The organism is Synergistota bacterium (assembly GCA_021159885.1).
In the GTDB taxonomy this organism is placed as follows: Bacteria; Synergistota; GBS-1; order GBS-1; family GBS-1; genus AUK310.
The window spans coordinates 26671-47608 of record JAGHDO010000090.1; the positions used below are offsets into that span (position 1 = coordinate 26671).

The 20938-nt window shown below is 44.1% G+C and carries 20 protein-coding genes and 1 pseudogene; all 21 read left to right on the forward strand.

What is annotated here, in order from left to right; translation table 11 throughout:
- Positions 1–15: 15 nt before the first annotated feature.
- On the forward strand, positions 16–1182 hold the full coding sequence (locus J7M13_09010; GenBank protein MCD6364116.1) for an exonuclease SbcCD subunit D: 1167 nt from the start codon (positions 16–18) through the stop codon (positions 1180–1182).
- Complete coding sequence (locus J7M13_09015) at positions 1163–3496, forward strand: SMC family ATPase (GenBank protein ID MCD6364117.1); 2334 nt, start codon at positions 1163–1165, stop codon at positions 3494–3496. The genes J7M13_09010 and J7M13_09015 overlap by 20 nt, the downstream gene beginning before the upstream one ends.
- A complete protein-coding gene (locus tag J7M13_09020; protein MCD6364118.1) occupies positions 3487–4548 on the forward strand; it encodes a hypothetical protein in 1062 nt (353 codons plus the stop codon). Before J7M13_09015 ends, J7M13_09020 begins: the two co-directional genes overlap by 10 nt.
- Positions 4539–6413 carry an ATP-binding protein gene (locus J7M13_09025; GenBank protein ID MCD6364119.1) on the forward strand — a complete coding sequence of 625 codons (1875 nt, stop codon included), beginning with the start codon at positions 4539–4541 and terminating at the stop codon, positions 6411–6413. Before J7M13_09020 ends, J7M13_09025 begins: the two co-directional genes overlap by 10 nt.
- 18 nt (positions 6414–6431) lie before the next feature.
- Entirely contained in the window at positions 6432–7076 is a 645-nt protein-coding gene (locus tag J7M13_09030) for an MBL fold metallo-hydrolase (protein ID MCD6364120.1), read from the forward strand.
- Positions 7077–7168: 92 nt separating this feature from the next.
- Positions 7169–8215 carry a peptide chain release factor 2 gene (gene prfB, locus J7M13_09035; GenBank protein ID MCD6364121.1) on the forward strand — a complete coding sequence of 349 codons (1047 nt, stop codon included), beginning with the start codon at positions 7169–7171 and terminating at the stop codon, positions 8213–8215.
- Positions 8212–9003 carry a hypothetical protein gene (locus J7M13_09040; protein MCD6364122.1) on the forward strand — a complete coding sequence of 264 codons (792 nt, stop codon included), beginning with the start codon at positions 8212–8214 and terminating at the stop codon, positions 9001–9003. The genes prfB and J7M13_09040 overlap by 4 nt, the downstream gene beginning before the upstream one ends.
- A gap of 13 nt (positions 9004–9016) precedes the next feature.
- Complete coding sequence (gene lptB, locus J7M13_09045) at positions 9017–9739, forward strand: LPS export ABC transporter ATP-binding protein (protein MCD6364123.1); 723 nt, start codon at positions 9017–9019, stop codon at positions 9737–9739.
- A 19-nt stretch (positions 9740–9758) separates the two neighbouring features.
- Entirely contained in the window at positions 9759–10814 is a 1056-nt protein-coding gene (locus tag J7M13_09050) for a bifunctional phosphoglucose/phosphomannose isomerase (protein MCD6364124.1), read from the forward strand.
- A 14-nt stretch (positions 10815–10828) separates the two neighbouring features.
- Positions 10829–12025 carry a methionine adenosyltransferase gene (gene metK / locus J7M13_09055; protein MCD6364125.1) on the forward strand — a complete coding sequence of 399 codons (1197 nt, stop codon included), beginning with the start codon at positions 10829–10831 and terminating at the stop codon, positions 12023–12025.
- Positions 12026–12036: 11 nt separating this feature from the next.
- Complete coding sequence (locus tag J7M13_09060; protein ID MCD6364126.1) at positions 12037–12624, forward strand: ComF family protein; 588 nt, start codon at positions 12037–12039, stop codon at positions 12622–12624.
- A 17-nt stretch (positions 12625–12641) separates the two neighbouring features.
- On the forward strand, positions 12642–13070 hold the full coding sequence (locus J7M13_09065) for a MerR family transcriptional regulator (protein MCD6364127.1): 429 nt from the start codon (positions 12642–12644) through the stop codon (positions 13068–13070).
- 48 nt (positions 13071–13118) lie between these two features.
- The gene (gene flgM / locus J7M13_09070; protein MCD6364128.1) at positions 13119–13418 is read left to right on the forward strand and encodes a flagellar biosynthesis anti-sigma factor FlgM; all 300 of its coding nucleotides are present in this window, start codon (positions 13119–13121) and stop codon (positions 13416–13418) included.
- 2 nt (positions 13419–13420) lie between these two features.
- A complete protein-coding gene (locus J7M13_09075; protein ID MCD6364129.1) occupies positions 13421–13921 on the forward strand; it encodes a flagellar protein FlgN in 501 nt (166 codons plus the stop codon).
- Between the two features lie 6 nt (positions 13922–13927).
- Positions 13928–16024, forward strand: coding sequence for a flagellar hook-associated protein FlgK (gene flgK / locus J7M13_09080; GenBank protein MCD6364130.1), 2097 nt, complete (start codon positions 13928–13930; stop codon positions 16022–16024).
- A gap of 8 nt (positions 16025–16032) precedes the next feature.
- A complete protein-coding gene (gene flgL / locus J7M13_09085) occupies positions 16033–17241 on the forward strand; it encodes a flagellar hook-associated protein FlgL (protein ID MCD6364131.1) in 1209 nt (402 codons plus the stop codon).
- Positions 17242–17264: 23 nt separating this feature from the next.
- A complete protein-coding gene (locus J7M13_09090; GenBank protein ID MCD6364132.1) occupies positions 17265–17705 on the forward strand; it encodes a flagellar assembly protein FliW in 441 nt (146 codons plus the stop codon).
- A 2-nt stretch (positions 17706–17707) separates the two neighbouring features.
- Complete coding sequence (gene csrA, locus J7M13_09095; GenBank protein MCD6364133.1) at positions 17708–17965, forward strand: carbon storage regulator CsrA; 258 nt, start codon at positions 17708–17710, stop codon at positions 17963–17965.
- A gap of 123 nt (positions 17966–18088) precedes the next feature.
- A pseudogene (locus J7M13_09100) lies at positions 18089–18508 on the forward strand (flagellin).
- Positions 18509–20257: 1749 nt separating this feature from the next.
- A complete protein-coding gene (locus J7M13_09105) occupies positions 20258–20608 on the forward strand; it encodes a flagellin (protein ID MCD6364134.1) in 351 nt (116 codons plus the stop codon).
- 102 nt (positions 20609–20710) lie between these two features.
- The coding region (locus tag J7M13_09110; GenBank protein ID MCD6364135.1) for a hypothetical protein at positions 20711–20938 on the forward strand (228 nt) is incomplete at its 3' end.

Consider the following 20938-nt stretch of genomic DNA (forward strand, 5'->3'; position numbering starts at 1 on the left):
AAGGAGTGATATAGATTGCGAGAGACGATACGTTTGCTTCACACAGCGGATTGGCATTGGGGATTGAAATCTTGGAAGGACTCCCCGCGTTCTAAGGATAGGAATCCTGAGATAAGACATGCAATAGAGAAGTTATACGCCTATGCTAAGGATAGAAAGCCAGATTATATTCTAATAGCGGGAGACCTCTTTAACCATTACACTGCTCCCTCCGAATCAGATGCAAAGGAGGTTTTATCCTTTCTCATAGATTTTTCGGAAATAGCTCCGGTGATAATCGTTCTCGGAAATCATGATTGGAGGGGGCTTACCACCTATCATCTTTTCTCATCACGTGTAGGGATACATATCTTGTCCTCGCTCGGAGAACCACTTGAAAATTTTGATGGCATTAGGATCTTTTATTTTCCTTATTTTCCGTTAAGAAGGCTCTTGAGGGACTGTGCTATGGGAGAGATTCAAGATAAGGCACGAAGGCTTCTTGTGGAGTATAAGGCAAAGCTGAAAAAATTTGCTAAGAATGACAAGTGGAACGTTCTTGTGGGACACATGGCGGTTGAAGGAGTATCATACCAAAATGAGTTTACCTATGCTTCTGAGCTATTTGTGCCGAAGGACTTTTTAAGTAGCGATCTCTTTGACTATGTTGCTTTAGGGCATATCCATTCTCAAAGGAGAATATCGGGGGCGTCAGCTAATGCTTATTATTCGGGAAGCTTGGTAAGAGTGGGGTTTGGTGAAGAAAATAACGTTGTTGGTGCTCTATTGGTGGAGTTAAGGGAAGGAGAAAATCCTGTGGTTGAGCCTATAGATGTGGGAGCTAAAACTCTTAAAACATTCGTCGTTTCTGCTTTGGAGATCGATGCTCTTGATTCCCTCCTTGGAAAAGTTAATGGTGATGCTTATATCAGGGTGATCGTTGATTTCCCGGAGGGAGGGGCCTCCTTTCCAGCTTCATATTATAGGAATAGGGTTTTTTCTCTCGATGAGAGAATAGTTAAAGTCATTGTGAGGAGAAAAGAGCGTACCTCGTCTGAGAGAGTGATAGCTCAGAGGAGTGGAAATGTTATAGAGATGTTTAAGGAATACCTTAAAATGAAGGGAATAGAAAGTAGTGCGCTCATAGAGAAATTCAGGTATTACTACAGGAAGGTGGAGGAGGATGAGACCTCTCAGGCTTAGGGTCAGAAACTTCATTGGATTGAGAGATGTTGATATTTCCTTTGAAGGAAAGGGACTTTTTGTTATACAAGGTCCTAATGGAGCAGGCAAAAGTAGTCTGCTTGAGGCTATCTATTTTGCGCTTTTTGGCAGAACTCTTCGACATGATTCTGGATATGAAGGGGTGGTCAACAGGCTTTCTCAGGATGGTAGAGCAGTGGTAGATTTCGAGTTTATTCATCATGGAAAAAGATGGAGGGTAAAGAGAGAAGTAGATCTTTCAGGTAGAGGTAGAAGACGTGGTTCGGTTTATTTAGAGTGCCTTGATACTTCTGAGAGGATAACCTCTGCCCGGGAAGCTACTACGAGGGTGAGAAAGCTCATAGGTTTGACCGATGAGACTTTCAAGACTACAGTTTTATTACCCCAGGGTGAGATAACGAGCTTTCTCGAGCTAAGCGCTGGGAAGAGAATGAAGGCTTTAAAGGAGCTTTTAAGTGGAGATAAGTTACCCCGCATGATAGAGCTTCTCGACTTGGATCTCAGGGAAAAAGAGGGGACTATGAAAGCTTTTAGTGCTCAACTTTCTACCGTGGATCCTAAAGCGCTTGAAGAAGAGAAGGAGAAAATTCTGCTGGAGCTTTCTCGCCTTCAGAAAGAGCTCGAAGAGATTCAGAGAGGATGTACGAGGGCTGAAGAGAAAGCTTCAGAGCTAAGAAGCCTTGAGGGGCTTTTAAGAGAGCTTGAGGTGGAGAAACGTCTTTTAAAAAGCGCTGAGGAGAGGAAAGAAAAGGCATTTGAGAGAATGAAAGAGATAGAAGGAGAACTCAGGGATAAAGAAGTTAAAAGGAAGGAAGTTCTCGATTCCTTAGAGAAGGTGGAGGAGCTCTGCAAAAGTGAAAAAAGCATAGTTAAGGAGCTCGAGTCTATTCGTATGAAGTTAGTTCCTTTGATGTCCGAGATTTCATCGATCTCGGGGGAGCTGAAGAGGCGGACTGAAAGGTTCCGTATCATTAGAGCGGATCTTCGTAGGTGCTCTGAAAGGGTGAAGGAGGAGAAGGCGAGGTTCAGGAAGCTTAGTGAGGATGAGGAGAAACTTAGAAGAGAGTATGAGTTGAAGAGGGAAAAGTACTTCATTTTGGAACTTCAGAAGGGGCTTAGGACTGGGGATATCTGTCCGCTTTGCGGTTCAGTGATAGAGTCTCTTCCGAGAGCGAGGGAGAAAATCGGAAGTGAGGAGCTTTTAAGGCTGAAAAAGGCATGTAATATGGCTCTCAAGGAGGTTCAAGAATCTGGAAGAAGACTTTCGGCTCTCGAAAAGGAGAAAGAGGAAAAAATGAGGTTGATGGAAGAGATTTCTACTGAGATAGCCTCTCTCGAAAAGAACTTGCTTGAGAAAAAAAGAGTGGCAGAGGAGCTCAATGAGGTTTGGAGAAAACGTTCAACCGATGATAAGGTTTTCTCCTCGATTGAGGAAGCCTTTCTTTGGAGAAGGAATAAGCTGGAGGAGCTCGAAAGGAAAGGGGAGGAATTGCGACGAACCCTTGAGGTATTAAAAGTTTCTGAGAAATCTCTTGTTGAAGAGAGAAGGAGGTTATCACTCGAGATCAAGGAAATGGAGCACGATATTAGGCTCAGAAAAGAGAAGATATCAAGCGTGGAGAGCAAAATAGCCTTTCAGTGTGATCTGCCTTCCGTGCAGGCGAAACTTGAGGAGCTAAAGAGTCAGATTGAGAGCCTTCGCTCTAAGGAAGCTTCCCTTAAAGAAAACATCTGGAAGGCGAAAAGTAGAATCGAGGCGATAGATAAGGAGCTTGAGAACTATGGTCTTCTTAGAAGGAAAGTAGAAGAGCTTGAAAGAGAGGTAAGCCTTTTGAGTGAGCTTAAAAGATGTCTCTGGGATAGCAACTTTCCAAAATTTTTGGTGTCTCGTTATCTATTTGAGGCTGCGGAGGTGGCTAATTCATATCTCTCGAGGTTAACCAAGGGGAGGTTTTCAATAGAAGCGACCGAGGAGCTTGAGCTTTTCGTTTTGGATGAGGATCTTGGAGGGGAAAGAAAAAGCATAAGGGATCTCTCCGGAGGGGAAAAGGTTCTTGTTTCTCTCTCTCTCGCTCTTGGGATAGCTGAGGTTCTTGCAGGGGGACTTGAGGCTTTCTTTATAGATGAGGGTTTTTCTCCCTTGGATAGGGATAATCTCGGTATGGTAGCTCACGAGCTTCTGGAACTCGACCGCACGGGTAAGCTTGTTGGAATAATAACTCATGATCCCGTCTTTGCGGATTATTTTCCCGAGAAGCTTTTGGTCAGGAGCGGGATGGTAGAATGGGCCTAAATCTTCTTGAGGTTTTAAGATCTTTGGATATGTATCCTGATCACTGGCATAGCTGGGAAGAGCCCTTTTTTTATCATACGAGGGTTGAAAGAGAGTCGCGTCTTCTCGAGCATGAGGATTTTCACGAGGTCTCGATTGATCCATCTTCCTGGAGAAAATGGCTGTCCAGCTCCAAGAGCTTGATGAACCTGAAAAAGGTCATATTTGTGGATGGGGTTCGGAGAATACATAAAAGATTATATGGGGGGGATGGTACTGAAGGATGCGTAGCTGAGATAGTCGTTGGACACCTCTTCTGGAGTATGGACGGGTCTATCGTGCCGTGTAAGCATCCACGTGTTGTTAGAATGGTTGCTTTGCCTGAGCACAAGATAGCAAAATTGGGAGGGAGAAGAGCCTATATTCCCCTTTTGGAAGGCTTCGATCTTGAGCTTGTTTCTCTGTCTCCCCAAGGGGAGGATAGGGTCTCGAGAACCGTTAATAATCGTCTTCTTCTTGAAGAAAGCGATTATCTAAAAGAACTCGTTAGACGAGAGAGCGCTTTTATCGTGAAGGATGGGACCATTCATCCGGGGGCTCCGCTCTTTTCAGGGACGCGGGTTGGCCCGGTTGGATTGGTTAAGCGAATCCTAAGAGAGCATTTGCCCTTGGATAACTTGGCTATCTTGAGAGAGCTCGCCCGCGGGGAAAGAACCCCGTTTTACGCAGTTTATCTCAGAGAGAGAGAGGATATTCTCAGAATTATGTGCTATCTTAGAATTTCAGAGCCGGAACCTTATGAAAATCCAATGAAAGGAATAGTTCGCCTTGAAACTATTGTGGCGAGAACGCTCTTCGAAAATAATCAGAGCAGAGAGCGTTTAAAAAGGGAAATTTCGGTTGTTTTCGATTCACTTGCTGCCTTCCTCTCATCGCTTACCATAAGGGGTTGTGATCTTCCCAGAAGCCCGGAGAATCTCCCTGTAATGGCTTCCCTTGAGGAGTGGCTTTCTTCTTTCTTCTTGCCGAGCGATTACATAGGTGCTCTTCTGGAAGGAGGGGTATATGCTTGAAAGTAGGTAATGTCAGTGGTTTAAAGCCTATAACGCCTTATGACTTCTGGATTAGGATCGATATCGAGGAGAGCTCCAGCTTGCCAGTAAAGATGGTTCAGATCGATGATATGGTGAGAATTGAGTTTAGTTACGAGCGCTTTAAGAAGATAACTGCTTATGGCGTTATCGTGGAGATAGAAACGAGATGGGATCGAGATGGCATGAAGGGGTTTGAGGAGGCGCTTATCGCCTCGAAGAAAAGCTTTGCTCTTCCCGTTTATCTCGCACGGGTGATAATAACAAGGTTAGAGCCCTTCGTTTCGGTTCCCCCGCCGGCAGGGACTCCTGCTTATCTCGTTGATGAGGGGGAAACCGATGAGGTTTATGGTTTCTCTTCTCTCAAGGAGAAAAATCGTGCTCTCCCCGTAGGGATTCTTCTTAATGGAGGGGTAGCGTATCTCGATTTGGCTTATATACTTGGAGATAACGGTGCCCATATTAACATATCTGGTGTATCGGGAGTAGCTGCGAAGACATCATATGCTACCTTTTTACTCTATTCTCTTCTTAAAACGGGAGAGAGGCTTGCTCTTGAAGATCCCTCTAAGAGAGATCTTGCTAACTCAAGGGCTATAGTATTTAATGTTAAGGGAGAAGGATTGCTCTTTCTGGATGAGTGGAATGCAGAGTGGCTTGAAAGCCCTCGAAGGGAAGAATGGGAAAAGATGTTTGAAAAAATGGGGCTTCCCCCGGAACCATTTAAAAATGTGAAGTTTTATGCCCCTGCAAAAAGCAGAAGCTCTGAAGCAGATGTTTCTCACAGGATTTATGGCGTTAATGTGTTTGGATGGGATATACTTGATATAATAAGATTGAATCTGCTTGAGCTTATGTTTGATCCGGAAGAACTTTCAAGGAATGTAAATCTTCAGCTTGCTGTCTCAGCACTCTCTGATATACTTGAGGAGAACTATAGGCGTCTTGTTTTTCAGGCTTTGGAAGAGCTTCCACGGCTCAGGAGTAGATATAAGGTTGATATTGATTCCCTTACCGAGGATGAGAAAGTCAGGCTTTATTTGAAGGTCTGTGGAAGAGAGCCTGACCTTGTTTTAGACGAGTTTGATATCCCTCCAACTTTTGGAGCGCTTATAGACTTTGTTAAAAGGGATGATATCAGGAATAGGCTCGAGTCTGAGGAGGAGCTTGAGGGAAAGACCATCAAGGCCATGGCGAGGAGATTAAGAGCGGCAAGAAAGCTCGATCTGAACAGGATCTGGAAGCCTATAGAGGCTCTGGAAATAGGGGGGATCGTTCGAGAGTATAAACCTCCCTCATACTGGATAGAATGGGATCGCCCAGGCGGAATCACGGTTGTAGATATCGCAAAGCTCAGGTATAGGGCTCAGGTCTTTGTCGTTGGTGCTATCCTTAAGGAAGTGCTGAACTCTAAGGAAAGTGCGGGAAGGCCCGAGCCGGTGTTTATCTTTCTCGATGAGCTTAACAAATATGCTCCCCGGATGGGAGGAGGTCCCTTGGGGGCCATATTCAGAGATATAGCGGAGCGTGGTAGGTCCTTCAGAATAATAATGATAGGCGCGGAGCAGACGGCTTCCGAGGTAGATTATAGAGTTATAACGCAAGCTTCAACCATGGTTGTAGGCCATCAAAAGGTAGCCGAACTCAAGAAGGATGAGTATGCCCATCTTGTTTCTGCCCAAAGAGAAAAAGCTTCAACGCTTCTTCAAGGGGAGCTCATAGTGGATCAGCCTTTCTTAAGAGTGCCAATGACGGTGAGGTTTCCGTTGACGCCTTGGGCAACGCGAGAGGATGCTCATCGTCCCTTGGGAAAGGATTCTTCTGAGAGCTTGGAGGACTTTTATTGATAAAAGGGGGTGAAGATCGTGAGGATTGAGTGGCTTGGGCATGCTTGTTTTCTTATAAAGACATCTCAGGGGGTAAGGATAATAACCGATCCATATGATCCTTCTGTCGGATATCCTTTGATAAAGGATGAGGCTGATATAGTTCTCGTGAGTCATGATCACTTTGATCATAATTACGTGGATGGGGTTAGAGGTAATCCATTTGTGATAACCACACCAGACCTAAGGACTGTTAAGGGAATTAAGATTTCAGGCGTTGAGCTATTCCACGATAAATCGGGAGGCAGAGAAAGAGGAAAAATAGTGGCTTTTATTATAGACGCTGATGGTTTAAGATTGGTTCATCTTGGTGATCTTGGTCATGTTCCGACGCCAGCTCAGATTTCGAGCTTTGGCAGAGTAGATGTTCTTTTCGTTCCTGTTGGAGGCTACTATACCATAGATGGTGCTGAGGCTCGCAGGCTCATCTCTGAGCTAAATCCAAGGATAACTATACCAATGCACTTTAAGACGCCTGTTTTGAACTTTCCCATAGATGGGGTTGAGCCTTTTATTTCTGGTCTTAAAAACGTTGAGGTACTTGATAAAAGCTGGGTGGATGTAGATCCTGCTTCTCTCCCAAAGGAACCTAAGATAATAGTTCTTCAATATCGCAAAGCTTAGGAGGGGATTCGCTGTGGTCAAGATGGAGGAAATGCTTTCAAGGTGGGAGGAGCTTTCGGGGCGCTGGGGGCGTCTCCAGACCTGTTTTTGACATAAGCTCCCTTGAGCGTGAAAAGAGGGAGCTTGAAAGGAGGTTATCATCGCCCGAATTTTGGAAAAACTCTGAAGAGGCGCAGAAAGCAGGAAAGCGCTTAAGAGAGATAGAGAGTGCTCTAAGTGCTTTAGGCGTTATAGAGGAACGCATAGGGAATATTCAGGCAATTATTGATCTTTTGAGAGAGGAGTATGATGGTGCGCTAAGCGAAGAGCTTGCGCAGGAGCTCAGTCTGCTTGAAAGGGATGTCGTTTTGTGGGAAAGGAGGGTCTTTCTTTCGGAGGATTTTGATAAATCTAACGCTATTTTGTCAATTCACCCTGGTGCTGGAGGAACGGAATCCCAGGACTGGGCTTATATGCTTTTAAGGATGTATATGCGATGGGCTGAGGATAAGGGTTTTAGAGTAAAGGTTCTTGAGTACCAAGAGGCAGAGGATGCAGGAATAAAGAGTGCTACGATACTCGTGGAGGGAGAATATGCTTATGGGCTTCTTAAAGGGGAGAATGGTGTTCACAGGCTGGTGAGAATTTCTCCCTTTGATGCTTCTCGAAGAAGGCACACTTCCTTTGCATCGGTTGAGGTTATTCCGGAAATCTCAGAAGATGTTGAGGTAGAGATAAAAGAGGAGGATCTCAAGATAGAGACTTTCAGGGCAAGTGGACGCGGGGGACAATATGTCAACACGACCGACACCGCTGTTAGGATAACTCATCTTCCAACGGGAATAGTGGTTTCCTGTCAAAATGAAAGATCGCAATATCAAAATAAGATGACGGCATTGAAGATACTGAAGAGCAGATTATACGAGCTTGAGAGAAGAAAGAAGATGGAAGAGATAGAGAAGCTTAAAGGAGAAAAGAAAGAGATAGCATGGGGAAATCAAATAAGGTCGTATGTGTTTCATCCCTATACGCTTGTTAAGGATCATAGAACCGGTTTGGAGACGAGCAGCGCTCTTAAGGTTATAGATGGGGATCTTGATCCGTTCATAGAGGCTTATCTCAGGTGGTCCGCGATGAGAGAGAGGAGGGAAGCTTCTTGAAAAGGCTGCTTTCCGCTCTTGTGATTCTTTTTCTCTTGCTAATTTTGGCTTTATCAGCTTTTGCCTCGAGCGTTAATTTAACCGCGGATAAAGTTCTTTTCTATCCAGAAGATAACTTAATGAAAGCTTTTGGGAACGTGAGGCTCGTTTGGCGGGATAAAAGAGCTTTAGCTGATAAAGGCTGGGTAAATTTTAAGAACAATGATGCTTCGCTTGAGGGAAACGTGATTATAGAGGATGAAAGAGGCAGGGTGAGAGCAGACAGGGTTAGTTTTATATCAAAGCTTCAGCTGGTGAGAGCGGAAGGCAACGTGCTTCTTATCACTAAGAAAGGCATTAAGCTAAGGTGTGGAAGGCTCGAGGCTTACGAAGATGGGACTTTCAAGGCAGACGATAATCCCTTTATAGAAGGGAAGAGATTTACTCTTAAGGCACGAGAAATCATTCTTAAGGGTGAAAGGGCGGAAATTTCTTCGCCAGTTTATATGGGGGATGATGGGAAGCTGGCTTTGTCTGCGGAGAGGGCTAAACTTACATTCTTGCGAGATGGAAAGCTTGAAAGGGTAGACGTCTCTGGCAAAGTTCTTCTAATACATCGCAAAGGTTCTACCTCAGTGAGGGTTAAGGGGGAGAAGGGGACCTATGATTTAATAAAAGGCAAGGTGAGAGTTTCTGGTAATGCTGTGGCTTTTAAGGGAAAGACTGAAATAAGAGCGGATGAGATCATATACAACGTTAAAACAGGGGTCATGAAGGCTCTGGGAAGGACCAAAATGATAATTCACTGAGAGCTAAGAGATAATGGCGCTACTTTGTGGAGAGGGACTTGTAAAGATCTATCGTGGAAGAGAGGTTGTCAAGGATATATCGCTTTGCGTAAATGAGGGAGAAATAGTGGGATTGCTCGGTCCAAATGGAGCGGGGAAGACTACCACATTCTATATGATTGTGGGACTCGTTAAGCCTGACCAAGGGAAGGTCTTGCTCGATGAGGTGGATATAACTGCTATGCCTATGTATAGGAGGGCAAAGGTTGGGATAGCTTATCTACCCCAGGAACCTTCCATATTCAGAGGATTAACCGTAAGGGAGAATCTGCTTCTTGCTATGGAGGGAATGGGAGTCCCGTTGAATAAGAGGAAGAAACTCCTTTTTAGGATTCTCGAGGAATTTGGTTTAGAAGATATAGCGGATTATAAGGGGTTTTCGCTATCTGGTGGTGAGAGAAGGCGTGTGGAGATAGCCCGAGCCATGGTAGGAGCTCCTCTTTTTCTTCTTTTAGACGAGCCATTTTCGGGTATAGATCCGATAACGGTTTACGATATCCAACAGATGATAATATCTCTTAAAGAAAGGGGAATAGGAATATTACTTACAGATCACAATGTCAGGGAGACGCTATCGATAACTGACAGAGCTTATCTAATTCATCAGGGTAGAATAGTGATAGAGGGGGAGCCTGGTAGCATCGCGAAGAGCAAAATAGCTCGCAAGCTTTACTTAGGTGAGAAATTTGTATGGTAGCTTTGAGGAGGGGATGAGTGTGGTAGATTTAGATAAGCTGGATCTTGGAACGGTTGATCCTGAGGGGAGTATCAAGGCAGTTTTGGATTTCCCGAGACAGTTTGAAGAGGCGATGAGGGAAGCTTTTGACTTTGATCTTCCCAAGGTTGGGCATTTTGATAGCATACTGATAACCGGTATGGGAGGATCTGCAGTCGGAGGAGATATACTCAAGGTGCTCCTTAAAGAAAAGAGCGAGGTTTTCGTTGAAGTTAATAGGGGATATAGCATTCCTGTGTGGGTAGGTAAAAATACACTTTTAATGGGTGTGAGCTATTCGGGAAACACTGAGGAGACGCTTTCTTCATGTGAGGAAGCGCTTAGAAGGGGTGTTAAAGCCATATTTGTAAGTAGCGGTGGCAAGCTTGGGAAAATGGCGGAGGAAAGAGGTATACCTATTTTTAAGGTTCCTTCGGGGTTACAACCGAGAGCTGCACTGGGCTATCTTTCCGCTCCGTTGCTTGTTTTTATGAACAGGTTGGGAGTTGCGAATTTTGATGAGGAGTTCAAAGAAACTATTTCCGTGCTTCAAGGCATGAGTGAAGAGTTCTCTCCAGAGGTTCCCCTTTCCGCTAATGGAGCTAAGGAGCTCGCTTCCTGGCTTTATGGAAGCGTTCCATTGATATATGGCGATGGCGGAATAAGCGGGGTTGCTGCTTATAGGTGGAAAACACAGATAAACGAAAACAGCAAGCAGCCTGCTTATTATCATTTCCTCCCTGAGCTTGATCATAACGAGATAGTAGGCTGGATGAGCCGTAGCTTTAAAGATGTCTTTAAGGTAGTTGCTTTGAGACATGTGAGGGAAAACAGGAGAGTGTCTTTAAGGTTTGGTATAACAAGAAAGCTGATTTTAGGAAGTGTTGGCGGATGGAGAGAGATCGAGGGAAAGGGCAAGGGAGAGATGGCCTTGCTCTATAGCTTGATATATTTTGGAGATCTTGTAAGCTTATACTTAGCTTATTTAAATGGTGTTGACCCAACACCTGTAGATGTTATAACTGAGTTAAAGAATGAAATGGCAAAACATAATTGAAAGGGGGAAGAGTAATGGCAAGAAAGTTTCTTCTTACCTCGGAGTCAGTTACCGAGGGGCATCCGGATAAGGTTGCCGATCAGATATCAGATGCTGTTCTCGATGCGATTATGGAAAAAGACCCTATGGGCAGGGTTGCATGTGAGGTGTTAGTTACAACGGGATTGGTCTTTGTAGCTGGAGAAATAACGACGGAGTGCTACGTTGATATTCCTCGATTGGTTAGAGAGACAGTTAAGGAAATAGGATATACACGAGCTAAGTATGGTTTTGATGGGGACACTTGTGCAGTTATAACTGCTATCGACGAGCAGTCTCCCGATATAGCTCAGGGAGTTGATAGGGCTCTGGAGGTAAGGGAAGGACAGATGACTGATGAGGAGATAGATAGAATAGGAGCAGGAGATCAGGGAATAATGATAGGATACGCCTGCACGGAGACCGAAGAGCTGATGCCTCTTCCAATTACATTGGCTCATAAGCTTGCCAAGAGATTGGCTTACGTCAGAAAGGAAAAAATACTTCCTTATCTTAGACCGGATGGTAAAACACAGGTGACAATAGAGTATGAGGACGGAAAACCGGTTAGGATAACGACGATAATAGTTTCTGCTCAACATCATCCTGCTATAGAGTTAGATCAGTTAAAAGGGGACCTTATAGAGCACGTTATAAAGCCGGTTGTTCCTCCCGAGCTTCTTGTTAAGGATGTTAAGTATCTCATTAACCCAACGGGAAGGTTCGTTCTCGGTGGGCCTATGGCTGATACAGGTTTGACTGGCAGAAAGATAATGGTTGATACTTATGGTGGAGCGGTTAAACATGGTGGAGGATGCTTCTCTGGTAAAGATCCCACAAAGGTCGATAGATCCGGTGCTTATATGGCGAGATATGCTGCTAAAAATATAGTTGCCGCGGGGCTCGCCGGGAAGTGTGAAGTGCAAGTAGCTTATGCCATAGGCGTGGCGCATCCTGTTGCGATTTCCGTTGACACCTTTGGTACTGGCAAAATAGCTGATGAAAAGATAGAGGAGCTCGTCAGAGAGTTTTTCGATTTTCGTCCTGCTGCAATAATAAGAGATCTTGATCTTCGTCGACCGATATATAAGCAGGTAGCTGCATATGGTCATTTTGGAAGGGAGGATCTCGATGTTCCTTGGGAAAAAACGGATAAAGCGGAAGAGATAAGAAAAGCAGCGGAGAGGATGTAGAACCTTTCCTTTTGCTTAGAGAGCTGCTATTTCCGGATAGGTGTGTTTCCTGTGGTTCATGGGGAAGCGCCCTTTGTAGAAGTTGCCTTTCTCGAATAAGAGGTTTTGGGCGGTATGGTAATGTTTATGCTTTTGGCTTTTATAATGGGCCATTGAAGGAGCTCATCTGGGCTGTTAAGTATGGAGGATATGGGAAGGCGTTAGACATACTGGTCAATGCGTTTAGAGATAGTATATCCTCTTATTTAGAGGGAAGCATCGATGTCATAATTTCTGTTCCAGAGGACCCTTCAAGGAGAAGGACCTTTAATCACGTTTTATATTTATCAAAATTGCTAAGCGGTCTTCTTTCGGTTCCGGTATCCCGTAAGCTATGCAAGATAAGATCCACTCCGCCGCAGGTTAAGCTTTCCAAGAAAGATAGGGAGGAGAATCTGAAGGAAGTTTTTGTTTTTAAGGGAGAGCTTCTTTTGGGAAAGAGAATACTTCTCGTTGATGATGTCCTTACGACGGGGACAACCTTAAGAGCCTGTGAAGACGTCATTACGAGAGGAGGGGCTCTAACTGTAAAAAAGCTCGTGATTGCCGTTAATCGCTAAGGGGGTGTGAAAAAATTATGGCAGAGCTTGTTAACTGTATCAGGTGCGGAAGGGCTTTTCTGTGGACGGGGGGGAGGAAGATCTGCCCGAAATGCCTTGAAGAGGAAGAGAAGGCATTTGAAAAGGTTTATAACTACTTGAGGGATAATCCACTAGCTACCATAAAGGAGATAAGCGAGGCTACCGATGTTGATGAAGATCTCATTCTTGACTTTATAAGGCAAGGCAGAATTCAGCTTAAGTTTACAGATGTGGCTGGTAAGTTAAGATGCAAGAGGTGCGGTGCTCCTATAAGCTCAGGAGAGTATTGTCCCAAGTGTCTTAAGGAACTCGAGCGCTCCCTAAGCCAGCTTCAATCAGAGTTGGAAAAAGAGGTGGAGAAGAAGGAACGCGCACGTATGTATATAACGGAGGTGATGAAAAAGAAAAAAGAGAAGAGCGATTGAAGGATCCCCCTCCACTTGCCGAAATAGAACTGAGGGGGTGAACCTCCGATGGAGTATGGCAAGAGAGTAGGAGATATTTTTAAAACATATTTAGAGAAGGTAAAGCCTGCAAAGCGGAAGATAAAGAGGACAGAGGGTAGCATTCAGTCTCCGGAAGATAAAGTTGAGATATCGTCTACCGCTTTAGAGGTGAAAATAGCCAAGGAAGCTATAAGCTCCGTTTCTGAGACACGAAGAGCGAGAGTCAATGAGATAAGGAGACTCATCGAGGAGGGGAAATATGATCCGCCACTTAAGGAAGTGGCTCGCAAGGTTTTGAAAGAAATATATCCCTTCTCGGGTGAGTAAAGATGAGAGGCTTAATTAGCGATATAGGCTTAGGCAGGCTTTCTTCCATTTTGGAAGAAGAAATATCGCTATATGAGAAATGGTGTGAACTCTCCTCTCGTAAAAAAGAAGCGGTAATAAATAACGATATAGATTCCCTAACGCGCGTAATTACAGAGGAAAGAATGCTTCTTGTTGAAGCTGAGAGACTTGAGGCTAAGAGACTTAAGGAGATTTCCAGAATTGCTAACGAGCTTGGTGTAAGTGAAAACATGAAAATTAGCGATCTTAAAAGATACCTTTCAAAGGAGAAGTTTTCGGTTGTAGAGGAAAGGGCTTCTCAGTTAAGAAATGTGCTTGCTAAGTTGAGAGAACTTAATGAGACAAATCGTTATCTCGTTGAGTCGACCCTTAAGTATATCTCTTACATGATAGATGCTTTGATGAATTCGGTATCGCGAGCTACATATGGGAGGAAAAAAGCTCAAGCGTCATCTTTTTCCTTCTTTGAGGGGGAGGCTTAGCGTTTTATGGGTGATCCCGGCGGTTTTTTTGGAATAGAGCTTGGTAAGAGGGCTGTATTTGCTCAGAAAAGGGGGCTCGAGGTAACAGGTCATAACGTTTCAAACGCTAATACAGAGGGCTATTCGCGCCAGCGTGTGGAATTCAATACGATGTATCCTTATACGGATCCCGCGATGAACAGACCCGCTTTACCGGGTCAGGTGGGCACTGGCGTTAAGATTGAGCAGATAAAAAGGTTAAGGGATAGGTTTCTTGATCTTCAATATAGGGAAGAGATGCAAACCTGGGGTAGGTGGGATACGCGGGATATTGTTCTGAAAAGGGTCGAGGAGTTTTTCAATGAGCCCTCTGATTCTAGCCTTAGGCAGTATATGGATGAGTTTTGGAAAGCGCTCGAAGCGCTCCATGTTCATCCTGAGGACCCTGCCATAAGAGAAAGCGTGAGGGAAAAGGCGCTCACTATGACGCGTCTTATAAGGCACCTTTCTAAGGAGTTAAGTTCCTACAGAAAGGATTTAAACGAGGAGATTAAGATGAAGGTTGATGAAATAAACTCCTACATAGATCAAATAGCGGATTTAAACAGGCAAATTCAGATGGTTAGGGGAGTGGGAGATAATCCTAATGATCTTGAGGATAGACAGGATCTACTGATAGAAAAACTCTCAAAGATTATAGATATCAGCGTTGATGAGGATCCAAACGGTGGTGTAATACTCGTTTTAAATGGGGTCGATGTTGTTAGAGGAGGTATAAGGCATCATCTTGAGCTTATCCCCAATCCTGCTAATAATGGGATGTATGATGTAAGGTGGGATTTTGAGCCCATAGATTTCTCGTCAAATGCGAGCGTGGCGGTGGCCTATGCTGCTCCAGTGGTTGGAAATACGGAGTATATGGTTAGCGTGATTCAAGTAGCTAATGAGCTTCCTCATATGATAGGAAACGAAAGAGCTTCTTTTGTGAGTGAAGATATTACCTTTTACACCCTTGGCTGGCTTGATAGGAACGAGAGAGGAGATATATGTCTTAAGGTAGACGATGGACCCAACGTAAGTATTCATATAAGCGGAGAGGATTCTCTGAAAACGGTAATGAATAAAATCAACGCTGCCTTTTATAATGGGGACCTCTCTTCCTATCCTACGGTTCATGAGGAATGGCTTGCCGCATCCATAGCCAGGAATGACTCTGGGCATTACTATCTCGTCTTAAGGAGCAATCACCTGGGTGTGGATTATAGAATATCTGTCGTTGGGGAGGTGGCAAGCATGGCTCAGCGCCTCGGTCTATGGAATGGTATAACAACGAACGATATATGGACTCCAGTCGATGCGGTTTTCAGGATTAATGGTGAGCTTTATACGAGTTTCGTGAACAGGTTTAGAAAGGCAAAAAACGTTTTAACGGGGGAGTATAAAGAAGTAGTGCGCGGGATGCTATTTGAGCTTAAAGGAATTGGTACAACCGTTATGAAGCCGTATTTTCCCATGCAAAATGGGGAGCTTCTTGGCTATCTTGAGGCAAGGGATGATCTCCTACCGGGTTATCTTGACTGGCTGGATGAGCTTTCCTATACCTTGATTAAGGAGTTTAATGCCCAGCATAGAGCTGGTTATGGTTTAAATCAAGACAAAAATGGCAAGGATTTCTTCGAGGAGATCTATAAGATGGAGGGAGCTTCTTCCTCCATTTATTTATCCATAGATATAAATGACTCACCAGAGCTTATATCGGCTGCGGGAGATGATAATGGAAAGAACGCAGGTCCCGGTGATGGATCTATAGCTTATAAACTTGCCTCGTTTAAGTATAGAAACGTTTTGAGGGATAAAACGATAAACGTGAATCAATTTTTTGAAGCACTTGTTGCTAAGCTTGGCGTTGATGCTCAGGAAGCAAAGCGAATGAGTTATAATCAAGAGCTACTCGTTAAACAGATAGATAACAGACGCCAAGAGGTCATGGGCGTTTCATTAGACGAAGAGATGACCCAGCTTATCAAATTTCAGCATGCTTTTGCCGCTGCTGCTCGATTCATAAATGCCATGGATGAGGCTTATGGGAGGATAGTAAATAATTTGGGACTTGTAGGAAGGTGATATAGCTCATGAGGGTAAGCGATAAGGTTTTTATACGGAGATTTCTTACTGATCTTATGGATAGTAGGGAGAAACTACTTAAGCTTGAGCATCAAAACGCTACCGGGAAGAAGTTTGACCTCCCGGAGGAAGATCCTGTTGGATCTGTGCGAAGCATGAGGCTTCACAGAGTTCTTAACGAAAACGGCCAGTTTACGAAGAACATGGATGAGGCAATATCGTGGCTTAATATAACCGATTCTGCTTTGGATCATTTAACGTCGATCATCCATAGGGTCAGAGAAAGAACTATAGCGGGTGCCAATGGCACCATGTCTCAGCTTGATAGAGAGGCGATAGCCGATGAAATAGATAGAATGAGGGAGGAGGTTCTTCAAATAGCAAATACCTCCTTGGGGGGAAGGTATATCTTTGGAGGCTATGAAACCAAGGAGAAACCTTATGCATTTGGAGAAAACAACGTTGCGGTTTATCGTGGGGATGAGGGAGAAATGGCATGGGAGATAGAAAATGGAGAGACCATAGTTGTTAACGTTCCGGGAAATAAGGTCTTCGCCACGCAGAGGATAGAGTATAGGCTTGAGAGCGATGCACATTCTTCCGCCTCTATATTCGGTCCGGGTGAGTTTACCATAAGAGTGGGGGATAGCGTTTATAGGGTTGATGTTCCTGCGGGAGCAAATATATCCGTTATAGCTGATAGGATAAATCTGAGAGCTGGAGATGCTGTTGATGCTTATGTGGCTCCAGAGGGAAGTGGCGTAAAGCTTGTTATCCAAACTAAAAGGAATGAGCATATGAGTCTCTCTGACGAAGTTGGAGCTGTTTTACAGGATATAGGAATTCTTAACAAAGAGGAAGATATGGTTTATGCGGGAGATCTTGATATATTTGAGACTATGCGAAAGATAAGCGAGGATTTGCGATATAATAGAACTACTTCCCTTTCAGGTCCAAGGCTGGAAGAGCTTGACGAATATCTTGATCATCTTCTAAGAGTGAGAGCCCGAGTTGGTGCTAAGGTTCGTAGGCTCGAAGCTACCAAGAGGAGATTTGAAGATAACAAAGTTCAAGTAACGTCTCTTCTTTCAAGGATAGAGGATGTTGATATTGCGGAGGCTATAATGGAGCTTACCAATCAGCAAGCCATATATAGGTCTGCTCTTAGAACGGGAGCTCGCATTGTTCAAACGAGCCTTATAGACTTCTTAAGGTAGATTTTTAAGAGGGGGAATGCCAGTTGAAGGTCAATACCCTGAGATTTGGTGAAATAGAGGTTCCAGAGGAAAGGATTATATTTATGCCTCACGGACTCATAGGGTTTCCAAATTTAAAGAGATTCTTTATAATAGGTGAAGAGGGACAGCTTATAAAGTGGTTTCAATCTATAGAGGATCCTAATATAGCTTTACCTGTGGTTAATCCCTTCGAGCTTTTTCCAAAATTCAGCGTCGATATAAGTGATTCTGATCTCGAGGACATAGATCTTAAAGATCCACGTGATGCTATTCTATTCCTTGTTATGGTCATACCAAAGGGAAATCCTAAGGGAGCAACTGTGAATCTCAAAGCTCCAATAGTGGTGAACGTTAAGAATAGAAAAGCGAAACAGGTTATAGCTTTGAACGAGGATTATCCAATACGTTATCCTCTTTTTCCACAGGAAGAGGGAGGGGCATAATCGTGCTTGTTTTGAGCCGTAAGATAAATCAAAGCATAATGATAGGTGATGAGATAGAAATTAAGGTCCTCGAGATAAGAGGGGATCAGGTTCGCCTTGGTATAGAAGCCCCTAAGAGAATCCCCGTTCATCGGAAGGAAGTTTATGAAGCTATAATGCGAGAGAACATCCTTGCCGCTCAGATGGCTGCTCAGGTTGAGCAAAAAGTGGAAGAAAGTGTTGTGAAAGAGCTTGAGAGATTGAAAAAGAAGAAAGAATGAGCGTTTTCCTCTAAAGTGCCTCCTCACCCTGACCGATAAAACTAAGTGAAGGGAAGTCCTCACGGATGAGGAATACCAAGGAGCGCATGGATGCGGTATACTACAGGGATGGGGTGAGGGCTTATGAGGATAAATCATAATATCGCGGCTATGGAGGCTTATAGGCAGCTGACCTTGACCACAGGTCAGCTTCAAACAGTCCTCGAGAGATTGTCCTCTGGTTTGAGGATTAACCGCGCGGCTGATGATGCCGCGGGATTGGCGATCTCTGAAAAGATGCGCTCCCAGATAAAGAGTATTCATCAAGCTACGAGAAACGCACAGGATGGCGTTTCTTTGATTCAAACCGCAGAGGGGGCGCTTGATGAGGTTCATGCGATTCTTCATAGAATAAGAGAGCTTGCCATTCAAGCTGCCAACGATACATGCACTTCATACGATAGAGAGCAGATCCAGAAAGAGATAGATCAACTTAAGGCGGAAATAGACAGAATAGGCGAAAGTACCCAGTTTAATACACGTAAACTTTTAACGGGAGAGCTCTCGTTCATAATTAATCAAGTGGGAGGAAATGCCTATGTTACAAACATGACGGCATCCCCATCCACTCAGCCCGGAACTTATAAGGTAAAGATCTATCAGGAAGCGAGCGAAGCCACTCTCACGGGGGTTACTAACGTTTCAATACTCGATAGAATTCACACGGGAGAGATAGTCATAAACGGGGTTGCGATTCACCTTGATTCCTCTGAGTTTGCAGCTGCACTTGATAGATTGCAGTATGTCATAGATAAGATAAACGAGAAAACTCACAACACTGGCGTTAAGGCTGAGAGGTATAACGGGCATCTCAGGCTCGTTCAAACCGAGGTTGGCTCTGAGGAGAAAATAATTCTCTCTGGGGATCAAGCACTTCTTCAGGATCTCGGTTTTGGAGCGGTGCCAACGGTCTTGAGCAACGAGCTTGCGGGTACAGGACCAAGCTTTACTTCAGGAAGCGATGAACGTATAAAGATCAATGGAACTAAGGTGAGTTTAAGTGGGGCAGTTACGTGGCAAGATGTTGTCGATAAGATAAACCAACAAATGGGAGGACAGGTTTGGGCAGAGCTTTTAAATATTGGTGGAAGAAAATATATAAGAATAACCGCACAGGGAGCGAATAGAAACGTCGTCTTGGAGGAAGATGCGGAAACTCTTGCGAGTTTGGCGAGGTATGATATAGATCTTCAGGCAATAGGATTTAATACCACGAGGGTAAGTATGACGCAGATGGAGATGTGCGGAGCGGATGTGGATACCGATAATACCAATCATTCCTATTTTATAAACTTCGATAACACTACAGGGGCTACGGGAACAACGTATACGTTTTACATAAACGGCGTTGAGATAAACATTACTACACAGGATTTGGATAGCGATGGAAACGCTGATGATCTTGACTTGAAGGTGGTTGTTAGCGTTATAAACGCTAAATCTTCCCAAACGGGTGTTACAGCTGCTTTGACTACTTATAATGCTGGAGGGGGAGATTATCGGGCGTATATTACTCTTACTGCTAACTCTGGAACCAAGATAGAGCTGGAGGATAGAGATCTCGTTGGGGGTCAAAACACTACTTTCCTCGAAAGGATAGGTTTTAAAACCCATTGGGCACATGATGATACGAGATACGATCCAAGGAGATGGGTTATGGGAGGCACCCCTGTAAGCGGGACGGCTGGGACCACGGGAGCTATATATATAAACGGTGTTAGAATTGACGTGGATACATCAGATACGCTTGCGGATGTTATACGAAAGATAAACAATCTTTCGGCTTATACCAATGTTAAAGCGTATAACAGGGATGAGGGAACGGCTGCAAATGATAGCTACCTTTTCTTGATTCAAGCTTCGGGTGATCCATCTAATAAGATAATAGTTGAAGGTAATTCAAGTATACTAAGCTGGTTAGGGTTAAATAACGCTACCGAAGGCATAGAAGATGGTACCATCGCTTCGTCCGGGACGAACGTTAAGATCAGGGTTCCGTCGAAAGATGAGGATGGAAATTCATACAGTATAAATAGTCCAGATACCTTGATTATAGAAGGTAGGGGAAAACACGTTGTGCTGGAAAAGCTCGTTAAGGATTATAAATATTATACTCCTACCAATGTTAATTACACGCTTACTCCCTTGGGACTTGCTTTCGATATCGATGGAGAAAGATGGGAAGAAGCGGACATAAAGGTAGATGCGTCGGGAACACTTTTTCTTCACATAGGACCCAATGAGAATGAGCTTATGAGAATAGACATAGATTCTCTTAATACGGATGGGTTGGGAATATCTGATCTCACGGTTCTGACCAGAGAAGAAGCGGAGCTTGCCATAGAGAAGGTTACCAAAGCTACGGAGAAGATATCTACTGCGCGCTCAAAGCTTGGAGCCTATCAAAATCGCTTAGAGCACACAATCAAAAATCTGAGAATAATGGAGGTTAATGTTCAGGCTGCTGAGTCAAGAATAAGGGATGCGGATATGGCGCTGGAGATGATGCAGTTTGTGAGACTGCAGATACTTCACCAGTCTGGTACTGCTATGCTTGCTCAGGCTAATCAGCTTCCGCAGTCGGTTCTCCAGCTTTTAAGATAGCAGGTAAATTCCTTGGCGGGAGAGGGGGATCCCCCTTTCCCGCTTTTTTTATGCTATAATATTTCTACTTGTATAGTCTATATAATGGAAGGGGAGGAAAGGATGAGACTCCTTTTGACCGCAAGTGTGGTGTTTTTTTTAACGCTGTTTTATGGTAGCGCTTCTGCTCATGTTGAAAGCTTGCCTAACATTTTTACCTTTAGTGAGAGGGATTCAGGGAAGGAGGTGACCGCCAGTAGGGGAGATGTGATTGTTATCCTTCTTAGGGAGGCTTCGACTGCAGGGTATATATGGGAAGTAGGATATTTAGATAAAAATAAGCTTCTTTTC